Consider the following 10,840-nt stretch of genomic DNA (forward strand, 5'->3'; position numbering starts at 1 on the left):
TTCCCCGGGCCGGCGACCGGGACGGTCACTGGTCCGGTCACCGCTTCGGCCGTTGGTCCGATCACCGGAGCGGTCACCGGAGCGGTCACCGGTCCGGTCACCGGTCCGGTCACTGGTCCGATCACTGGGGGTCGAGTTCGGCGTCGATGATGTCGAAGAGCTCGTCCACCGAGACGCTGGCGATCCGCTCCGAATCCGCCGCCTCCTCGGGGCGGGCCATGGCGTCCCGCCACCGGGCGAGCAGCGTCTCCAGCCTGGTCGCGACCGCCCGGCCGTCCAGGTCCGTCACCGAGGTGGCGGCCAGTGCCGCCTCCAGCCGGTCCAGTTCCTCGCCGACGCTCGCCACCGGGTGGTCCTCCCGCGTACCGGGCAGCACCAGGCGCTCGGCCAGGTGGGCGGCGATCGCCGCGGCCGTCGGGTGGTCGAAGACCAGCGCCGTGGGCAGCCGCAGCCCGGTCAGCAGGCCTAGCCGGTTGCGCAGTTCGACCGCGGTCAGCGAGTCGAACCCCAGCTCCGAGAGGACCCGGTCCGGCTGGACGCGCTGGGTGCCGTCGTGACCGAGCACGGTCGCGATCGCCTCCCGCACGGCGTCCAGCAGGATCCGGTCGCGCTCCGCCCCGCCGACCGCGGCGAGCCGGTCCAGCAGCGCCCCGGAGCGGCCGGCCGAGGCCTGCCGACGGCCGGACGGGCCCCGGACCAGACCGTGCAGCACCGACGGCAGGGCCGACCCCTGCGCACGCAGCGCGCCCACGTCCCAGCGGACCGCCGCCAGCAGCGGCTCACCGGTGCCGACGGCCTCGTCGAACAGCGCCATGCCGTCCCGCGCGGTCAGCGGCACCAGCCCGCCCCGGGCCAGCCGGCGCAGGTCCAGCTCCGAGAGGTGCCCGGTCATCGCGCTGGCGTCGGCCCACAGGCCCCACGCCAGCGAGGTCGCGGGCAGGCCGAGCCCGGCCCGGTGGGCGGCGAGCGCGTCCAGGAAGGCGTTGGCCGCCGCGTAGTTGGCCTGGCCGACGCCGCCCAGCACACCGCTGGCCGAGGAGTAGAGCACGAAGGCCGAGAGGTCCAGCCCGCGGGTCAGCTCGTGCAGGTGCCAGGCCGCGTCCACCTTCGGGCGCAGCACCCCGGCCGCCTGCTCGGCGGTCATCGACGTGATCAGGCTGTCGTCCAGCACACCCGCCGTGTGGACGACGGCCGTGAGCGGGTGCGCCGCCGGGATCGCGGCCAGCAGCCCGGCCAGCGCGTCACGGTCGGCGGCGTCGCAGGCCGTGAGGACGACCTCCGCCCCCAGCCCGGTCAGCTCGGCCCGCAGCTCCTCGGCGCCCTCGGCCCGCGGACCGCTCCGGCTGATCAGCAGCAGTCGGCGGGCCCCGTGGGCCGTCACCAGATGACGGGCCACCAGGCGGCCCAGCACACCGGTGGCGCCGGTGACCAGCACCGTGCCCGCCGGGTCCAGGGCCGGGAACGCCCGGTCCGGGGCCTGTTCGGCCGGGACCGCCCGGACCACCGGGGCCAGCCGGGGCACCAGCGGCGCGCCGTCCCGGACGGCCACCTCCGTCTCCGCCCTGAGCGGGGCCGCGGCCAGTGCGGCCGCGTCCGCCGCCCGGTCCAGGTCCGCGTCCAGCAGCCCGAACCGGCCCGGGTGCTCCGACCGCGCGGAGCGGACCAGCCCCCAGACGGCGGCGGCCACCGGATCGCCGCCGTCGGTCGCCCCGGCGCAGACGAACACCAGCCGGGACTCGGCGAACCGCTCGTCGGCCAGCCACTCCTGGACGAGCGCCAGCGCCTCCCGGACCGCCGTGTGGGCGGCGGCCGGTACGTCCCCGGCGGGCGCCGTCACCCGGACCAGCACCACCGGCGGCACTGCCGTGCCGGTGTCGACCGCGGCGGCCAGCGCACCGAGACCGGCGAACGCGCGGATGCCCTCCGGGCCGCCGGGCCGGTCGCCGAGGACCGCCCAGTCGGCACGGTCCACCGGCGCCGCGGTGGCGGCCGGCTGCCACTCCAGCCGGAACAGGGCGTCCGGCTCGCCACGCCGCCCGGCGGACGGCGCCGGCGCGAGCCGCACCGAACCGGCCGAGGCGACCACCATGCCGTCGTGGTCCGTCAGGACCACGGACACGGTGTCCGCGTCCGTGTCCTGGCCCGACTCCGTCGCCCCCGTCGCCTCCGCGCGGCCGATCACGGCCCGGACGGCGGTGGCCCCGGCGGCGTGCACCTGCACCTCCGTCCAGGACACCGGCACCAGCGGCCCCGACGCGTCCCGGGCGGCGGTCCACGCCCGGACCGCCGCGTCGAACAGCGCCGGGTGCAGGACGAACGCCCCCGGTTCGGCCAGTTCGACCTCGGCCCACACCCGGGCCCCCTCCTGCCAGACCCGCCGCGGCCCCGGGAACGCCGGTCCGTACGCGATGCCCTGGTCGGCGATCCGCTCCGCCACCGTGTCGGCGGCGAGCTCCGTGCCCGGCCGCCAGACCACCGGACCGGCCGGCTCCCGCTCGGCACCGACGGCGGCCGTCAGATGGACGGTCCACTCCTCGCCGTCGCCCGCCTCGGGGCACGACCGCACGACGACCGACCGCAGGCCGGCGCCGTCCGCCGCCCCGACGACCACCTGGACCCGGATCGCGCCCTGCTCCGGCAGGGCGAGCGGCGCCGTCGCCGTCGCCTCCGCCACCCGGGGCGCGCCTGCCCGGTCACCGGCGGCGATCACCAGGTCGAGCAGCAGCGAACCGGGGAGCACGACCAGCCCGTCGATCGCGTGGTCGGCCAGCCAGGGGTGCGTGGCGAGGGAGATCCGCCCGGTCAGCAGCGCTCCGCCGTCCGGGAGTTCGGCCGAGGCGGCGAGCAGCGGGTGCCCGGTGTCGGACAGCCCCGCCGAGGACACATCGCCCCCGGCCGCCGGCTCCAGCCAGTAGCGCTCGCGCTGGAAGGCGTAGGTCGGCAGCTCGACCAGACGCGGGTCATGCCCCGCGAACAGGGTGGGCCAGTCGACGTCCGTACCGTGGACGAAGGCGTGCGCGAGGGCCGTCACCGCCTGGCGGGCCTCCGGCCGGTCCCCGCGCAGCGCGGGCGCGGCAGCCTCGACGAGGGCGGAGAGCACACCGTCCGGGCCGAGTTCGACCCAGGCGCCCACACCGGCTTCGGTGACGGCGTCCGCGAAGCGGACCGTGCGGGACACGTGCTCCACCCAGTAGGCCGGGTCGCACCACTCGCCGTCGACCGGCAGGCCGGTGACGGTCGAGACCGCCGCAAGGCGCGGCGGGTGGAAGGCCAGACCCGACACCACCGCACGGAAGTCCTCCAGCATCGGGGCCATCAGCGGGGAGTGGAACGCATGGCTGACCTCGAGCCGCTTGGTGCGGCGGCCCGGCAGCGCCTCGACAACCGCACGAACCGCGTCCTCCGCCCCCGAAACCACCACCGACGTCGGCGAGTTGACCGCCGCGACGCCCACCTCCGCGAGCCCGGCGAGCAGCGGGAGGACCTCCTCCTCGGCCGCCTCCACCGCGACCATCGCCCCACCGGCGGGCAGCGCGTCCATCAACCTCGCCCGCGCCGACACCAACGCACACGCGTCCACCAGATCCAGAACCCCGGCCACATGCGCCGCCGCGATCTCACCCACCGAATGCCCCACCAACACACGCGGAGCCACACCCCAGGAAGAGAGCAGCCGAAACAGCGCCACCTCCAGCGCGAACAGCGCCGGCTGCGCCAACCCCGTACGACCCAGCCCCTCACCCGAGGCGACGACCTCCGCCACCGGCGCGTCGAGCACCGCGCACACCTCGTCGAACGCCGCCCGGAACACCGGGAACGCCCCGTACAACTCCCGCCCCATCCCCACCCGCTGACCACCCTGGCCCGCGAACAGGAACCCCACACCGGTCCGCACCGCACCCGGCGAGGACAACACCGGCTCGGCCGCGACGAGTTCGGAGCCGTCGGCGCCCAGCAGCACCGCCCGGTGCTCGAACACCGCCCGCGACGTCGCCAACGAGAAGCCCACGTCCACCGGGTCGACATCACCCGAGGACGCCAGCTCCGCCACCCGGGCCAGCTGCCCGCCCAGCGCCTCCGCCGACCGCGCCGACACCACCCACGGCACCACCGGCATCGCCGCCCGGTCACCGCCCACCGCGACCGCCGCCGGATCCCCCTCCTCCACGATCACATGCGCGTTCGTGCCACTGATCCCGAACGAGGAGACCCCGGCGCGACGCGGCCGGTCACCCGCGGACCACTCCCGGGCCTCGCCCAGCAACTCCACCGCCCCGGCCGACCAGTCGACGTAGGGGCTGGGCTCGTCCAGGTGGAGCGTCCGGGGCAGGACGCCGTGCCGCATCGCCAGCGCCATCTTGATCACGCCGGCCATCCCCGCCGCGTGCTGGGTGTGGCCGATGTTCGACTTCACCGACCCGAGGTAGAGCGGCCGGTCCGCGTCGCGGTCGCGCCCGTACGTCGCCAGCAGGGCCTGCGCCTCGATCGGGTCACCCAGCCGGGTGCCCGTCCCGTGTGCCTCCACCGCGTCCACGTCCGCCGCCGACAGCCCGGCGCTGGCCAGAGCCTGCCGGATCACCCGCTCCTGCGAGGGACCGTTCGGCGCCGTCAGACCGTTCGACGCACCGTCCTGGTTCACCGCACTGCCGCGCAGCACCGCCCAGACCCGGTGGCCGAGCCGCCGGGCGTCCGAGAGCCGCTCCAGCAGCAGCACGCCGGCGCCCTCGGACCAGCCCGCGCCGTCGGCGGCCGCCGAGAACGACTTGCAGCGGCCGTCCGGCGCGCCGACCCGCTGCCGTGAGAACTCCACGAACAGGGTCGGGGTGGACATCACGATCACACCGCTCGCCAGCGCCATCGAGCACTCGCCGTTGCGCAGCGCCTGCGCCGCCAGGTGGATGGCCACCAGCGAGGAGGAGCAGGCGGTGTCGACGGTCAGCGTCGGACCGGTGAAGCCGAAGGTGTAGGCGATCCGGCCGGAGGCGATCGCGCCCGCGCTGCCGGTCAGCAGGTAACCCTCGAACTCGGGGGCCTTGGCGAGGATCCCCGCGTGGTCCTGGCCGCTGATGCCGGCGAAGACGCCGGTCTGGCTGCCGCGCAGCGACTGCGGGTCGATGCCCGCGTGCTCGAACACCTCCCAGGTGGTCTCCAGCAGCAGGCGCTGCTGCGGGTCCATGCTGAGGGCCTCCCGCGGGGAGATCCCGAAGAACCCGGCGTCGAACCGGTCCACGTCGTCCAGGAAGCCGCCCTCGACCGTGTAGGTCTTGCCGGGCGCGTCCGGGTCGGCGTCGTACAGGTCCTCGATGCTCCAGCCGCGTTCGGCGGGGAACGGCCGGATGGCGTCCACGCCGTCGGTGACCAGCTGCCACAGGTCCTCCGGCGAGTCGACCCCGCCGGGGTAGCGGCAGGCCATGCCGACGATGACGATCGGGTCGTCGTCGGGCGAGGCCGCGGACGGGACCGGGAGGGTCTCCGGGCCGGCCACCGCCGCGCCGCCGAGTTCGGCGTCGAGGTGGGCGGTGAGCGCGGCCACGCTCGGGTAGTCGAAGACGAGGGTGGCGGAGGGCTTCAGGCCGGTCGCGTTCCTGAGCCGGTTGCGCAGTTCGACGGCGGTCAGCGAGTCGAAGCCCAGCTCGGTGAACGGCCGGTCCGCCTCGATGGCTGACCCGTCGCGGTGCCCGAGCACCTCGGCGACCTGGGTGCGGACGAGGTCGGCCAGGGCCCGGGTGCGGTCGGCGGGAGCGAGCCCGGCCAGCCGGCCGGCCAGGGCGGAGGCGCTCTCGCCCGTTCCGGCGGTGCCGCGGCGCGCGGTGGGCCGGACCAGTCCGCTGAGCAGGGGCGGGAGTTGGCTGCCGAGGCCGCGCAGGGCGGCCAGGTCGAGCCGGGTGGGCAGCGCCCAGCCGCGGCGCTCCCGCAGCACCGTGTCGAACAGGGCGAGGCCGTCCGCGTCGCCGAGCGGGCGCATACCGGCCCGGGCGATCCGCTCGCGGTCGGTGCCGGTCAGTTCGCCGGTCATCGCGCCGCCGGACTCCCAGAGCCCCCACGCGAGCGTCGTCGCCGGCAGGCCGAGTCGGCCCCGGTGGGCGGCCAGGGCGTCGAGGAAGGCGTTGGCCGCCGCGTAGTTGGCCTGGCCCGCGCCGCCGAAGGTGGCGGCGGCCGAGGAGTAGAGGACGAAGGCGGTGAGATCGAGCTCCCGGGTGAGTTCGTGCAGGTGCCAGGCCGCGTCGGCCTTCGGGCGCAGCACGGTGGCGAACCGCTCCGGCGTGAGCGAGGTGACGAGCCCGTCGTCGAGGACGCCGGCGGTGTGCACGACCGCGCGCAGCGGCCGGTCGGCGGGGACGGCGGCGAGCAGGGCGGCGAGCGCGGCCCGGTCGCCGACTTCGCAGGCCGCCACGGTGGCCTCGGCGCCGAGCGCGGCCAGCTCGTCCCGCAGGGCGGCGGCGCCGGGCGCGGCCGGGCCGGAGCGGCTGACCAGCAGGAGGTGCCGCACCCCGTGCTCGCGGACCAGGTGGTGGGCGAGCCGGGTGCCGAGGGCGCCGGTGGCGCCGGTGACCAGCACGGTGCCGTCGGGGTCGAACGGGCCGGCCCCGGCGGTGTCGGTAACGGAGTCGGTGTCGGTGCCGGTGTCGGTAGCGGAGTCGGTAGCGGTGTCGGCGGCGGTGTCGGCGGCGGGCAGGCGGGCCAGGCGGGGCACCAGGACGGCGCCGTCGCGGAGCAGGACTTCCGGCTCGTCGACGGCCAGGGCCGCCGCCCAGGCGTCGGAGGACGCCTGGGCCGTTTCGCCGCCCGGCGCGGAGCCGTCGGCCGAGTCGACGAGCAGGAAGCGCCCGGGGTGCTCGGTGGCGGCGGCCCGCACCAGGCCGCGGACGCTCGCGGACGCCAGGTCGGTGCCGTCGACGGCCCCCCGGGTGACCACGGCGAGCCGGGTACCGGCCAGCCGCTCGTCGGACAGCCAGTCGGTGAGCAGGGCGGCCGTCCCGGTGACGGCGGTGTGGGTGTCCGCGAGCGGGTCGCCGGTACCCGGCGCGAGGCCGGTCAGGACCAGCTCGGGCACGGGTGCGCCGTCGTCCAGTGCCCGGCGCAGCGCGGCCAGGTCCGGGTGCCCGGGGGCGGTGGGGAAGGCCCCGGCCAGGTCCGCGCCGGCCAGCAGGACCGGCTGCTCGGGCGCCGGCCGGGTGGCGGCGGCCGGACGCCAGTCGATCCGGAACAGCGCGTCGTGGTCGCGGGCCGCGCCGCGCAGCGCCGCCGGGTCGACCTCGCGCCAGGTCAGCGTGGCGACGGTGGCGACGGGCGCGCCGTCGGCGTCGGCGAGGGCCAGCGCGACGGAGTCGGGCCCCGTCGGGGTGAGCCGGACCCTGAGCCGGGTGGCGCCGGAGGCGTGCACCTCGACGCCGCTCCACGCGAACGGCAGGCCGCCGTGCCGGCCGTCGTCGGCGACACCGCGCAGCAGCGGGTGCAGGGCGGCGTCGAACAGGGCGGGGTGGAGCACGAACCGGCCCGCCTCGGCGGTCTGTTCCGGGCTGAGCGCGGTCTCGGCGAACAGCTCGCCGTCGCGCCGCCACACCCGGCGCAGGCCCTGGAACTGCGGTCCGTAGCCGTGGCCGAGCCCGGCCAGCCGGGCGTAGACGCCGTCGAGGTCCACCTCGACCGCGCCGGGCGGCGGCCAGGCGCCCACCTCGGCGGGTGCCCCGGCGCCGGGGGCGACCACCCCGGTGGCGTGGCCGGTCCAGACCGGCTCCGCCCCGTCGGCCGGTTCGGGCCGCGAGTGCACGGACGCCTCGCGCTGGCCGTGCTCGTCGGCCGGGCCGATGACGACCTGGATCTGGACGGCGCCCTGGGCGGGCAGCAGCAGCGGTGCGGTCAGCGTGAGGTCCTCGATCCGGCCGCAGCCGACCCGGTCGCCGGCCGTGGTGACGAGCTCGACCAGCCCGGTACCGGGCAGCAGCACGGTGTCCAGCACCGCGTGGTCGGCGAGCCACGGGTGGCTGCTCAGCGAGAGCCGACCGGTCAGGACGACGCCGCCGCCCGCCAGTTCGACCGAGGCGCCGAGCAACGGGTGGCCCGCGAGCCCGAGGCCGGCGGCCGTGACGTCGCCCACCGAGCCGTCGGAGCGGAGCCAGTAGTCGGTGTGCTGGAACGCGTAGGTGGGCAGCTCGACCGGTCGGCGCGGGCCGCCGAGCAGGGCCGTCCAGTCGACCGGCACGCCCCGCACGTGGAGTGCGGCCGCGTTGGTCAGCAGCTGGTGCAGGCCGCCGTGGTGGCGGCGCAGCGAGCCGACCACGACGGCGTGCTCGGCGCCGCGCTCCTCGGCCGTCTCCCCGATGCCCATGGTGAGCACCGGGTGGGGGCTGAGCTCCACGAAGGCGTGGTGCCCGGAGTCCAGCAGGGCCGCCGTGCCGTCGGCGAAGCGCACCGTGCGGCGCAGGTTCTCGTACCAGTAGTGGGCGTCCATCTCCGCGGTGTCCAGCCACTCGCCGGTCACCGTGGACCAGAGCGGAGTGTCGGCGGAACGCGGTGCGAGGTCGCCGAGTTCGGCCAGCAGCCGGTCCTGGATGCCCTCGACGTGCGCGGAGTGCGAGGCGTAGTCCACCGGGATGCGGCGGGCCCGGACGTCCTCGGCGGTCAGTACGGCGAGCAGGTCGTCGAGTTCGGCGGCGGAGCCGGAGACGACCACCGTCCGGGGGCCGTTGACGGCCGCCACCGAGAGCGCCCCGCCGTACCCGGCGATCCGCTCCTCGACCTCGGCGAGGGGCAGCGGGACGGACGCCATGCCGCCGAGGCCGGCCAGTTCGGTCAGCGCGCGGCTGCGCAGCACCACCACGCGGGCCGCGTCGCGCAGGGACAGCGCGCCGGCGACGCAGGCGGCCGCGATCTCGCCCTGCGAGTGCCCGATCACCGCGGCCGGGGCCACCCCGATCGCCCGCCAGGCCGCCGCCAGCGACACCATGACCGCGAACAGGGCGGGCTGGACCACGTCGACGCGCGCCAGGGCGGACTCGTCCTCGGTCTCGGCCAGCAGGTCGAGCACGGACCAGTCGGTCAGCTCGCCGATCACCTCGTCGCACTCGGCCATCGCGGCGGCGAACGCCGGTGAACCGTCGAGCAGTTCGGCGGCCATGCCGAGCCACTGCGAGCCCTGGCCGGGGAAGACGAAGACGGTGCCGCCGGGCGCGCCGGCGGTACCCACGACCGCTCCGGCGGAGTCCTCGGCCACCGCGGTGAGCCCGGCCACCAGCTCCGCGTGGTCGGCCCCGAGCACGACCGCCCGGTGCTCGAACGCGGCGCGCGTGGCGAGCAGCGACCGGCCCGCGTCGGCGAGGTCGGGCGCGGGCCAGGCGGCCAGCCGGGCCGCCTGTGCCCGCAGGGCGGCGGCGCTGCGGGCGGAGAGGACCCAGGGCAGCACGGCCGGCGTCCGGTCCGGCCCGGCGGCCGGCTCCTCGGCCGCCTCCGGCGCGTCCTCGGGTGCCTCCTCCAGCACGACGTGCGCGTTGGTGCCGCTGATGCCGAACGAGGACACGGCGCCCCGCCGGAGCCGGTCCCCCGGCGCCCAGGCCTGCTCGCGGTCGAGCAGCCGGACGGCCCCGGTCTCCCACTCGATGTGCGGGGAGGGGGCGTCCACGTGCAGGGTGCGGGGCAGGACGCCGTTGCGCAGGGCCATGACCAGCTTGATGATGCCGGCGACGCCGGCGGCGGCCTGGGTGTGCCCGATGTTGGACTTCACCGACCCGAGGTAGAGCGGCCGGTCCCCGGCGCGCTCGCGCCCGTAGGTGGCCAGCAGGGCCTCCGCCTCGATCGGGTCGCCGAGCCGGGTGCCGGTGCCGTGCGCCTCGACGACGTCGACGTCGGCCGGGGTCAGCCCGGCGTTCGCCAGCGCCTGCCGGATCACCCGCTGCTGGGCGGGGCCGTTCGGCGCGGTGAGACCGTTGGACGCGCCGTCCTGGTTCACGGCCGAGCCGCGTACCACCGCGAGCACCTGGTGCCCGTTGCGCCGGGCGTCCGACAACCGCTCGACCAGCAACAGGCCGACGCCCTCGGACCAGCCGACGCCGTCCGCGGCGGCCGAGAAGGACTTGCAGCGGCCGTCGGAGGAGAGCCCGCGCTGGCGGGAGAACTCGACGAAGACCGCCGGGGAGGACATCACGGTGACGCCGCCGGCCAGGGCCATCGAGCACTCGCCCGCCCGCAGCGCCCGGATCGCCAGGTGCAGCGCCACCAGCGACGACGAGCAGGCGGTGTCCACCGTGATCGCGGGGCCGGTCAGGCCCAGGTTGTAGGCGATCCGCCCGGAGGCGATGCTCGCCGCGCTGCCGTGCCCGAGGTAGCCCTCGAAACCCTCCGGCGCGGTCAGGAAGCGGGCCCCGTAGTCCGCGTACATCACCCCGGTGAAGACCCCGAGCGGCTGGTCGCGGACGGAGGTCGGGTCGATCCCGGCCCGTTCGAGCGTCTCCCAGGCGGTCTCCAGCAGTAGCCGCTGCTGGGCGTCGACGCCCATCGCCTCCCGCGGGCTCATCCCGAAGAACTCGGCGTCGAACTCCCCGGCGCCGTGCAGGAATCCGCCGTCCGTGCTGTACGTCTTGCCGGTGCGGTCCGGGTCCGGGTCGAACAGGTCGGTCGGCCAGCCCCGGTTGGTGGGGAACGGGGTGATCGCGTCACCGCCGTCGGCCAGCAGCCGCCAGAGGTCCTCCGGCGAGGCCACCCCACCGGGGAACCGGCACCCCATCCCGACGATCGCGATGGGCTCCTGGTCTCGCTCCTCGAACTCCCGCAGCTGGTGCCGGGCCTGGTAGAGGTCCGCGGAGACCTGCTTCAGGTAGTTCAGCAACTTCTCGTCGTTCGCCAT

The 10,840-nt window shown here is 76.5% G+C and carries 1 protein-coding gene; it reads right to left on the reverse strand.

The annotated features are described in order from the left end of the window. Positions 1-121: 121 nt before the first annotated feature. The gene (locus tag ACIF6L_RS21225) at positions 122-10,840 is read right to left on the reverse strand and encodes an SDR family NAD(P)-dependent oxidoreductase (RefSeq protein WP_396486517.1); all 10,719 of its coding nucleotides are present in this window, start codon (positions 10,838-10,840) and stop codon (positions 122-124) included.

The organism is Kitasatospora sp. NPDC086009 (assembly GCF_044540385.1).
Lineage (GTDB): Bacteria > Actinomycetota > Actinomycetes > Streptomycetales > Streptomycetaceae > Kitasatospora.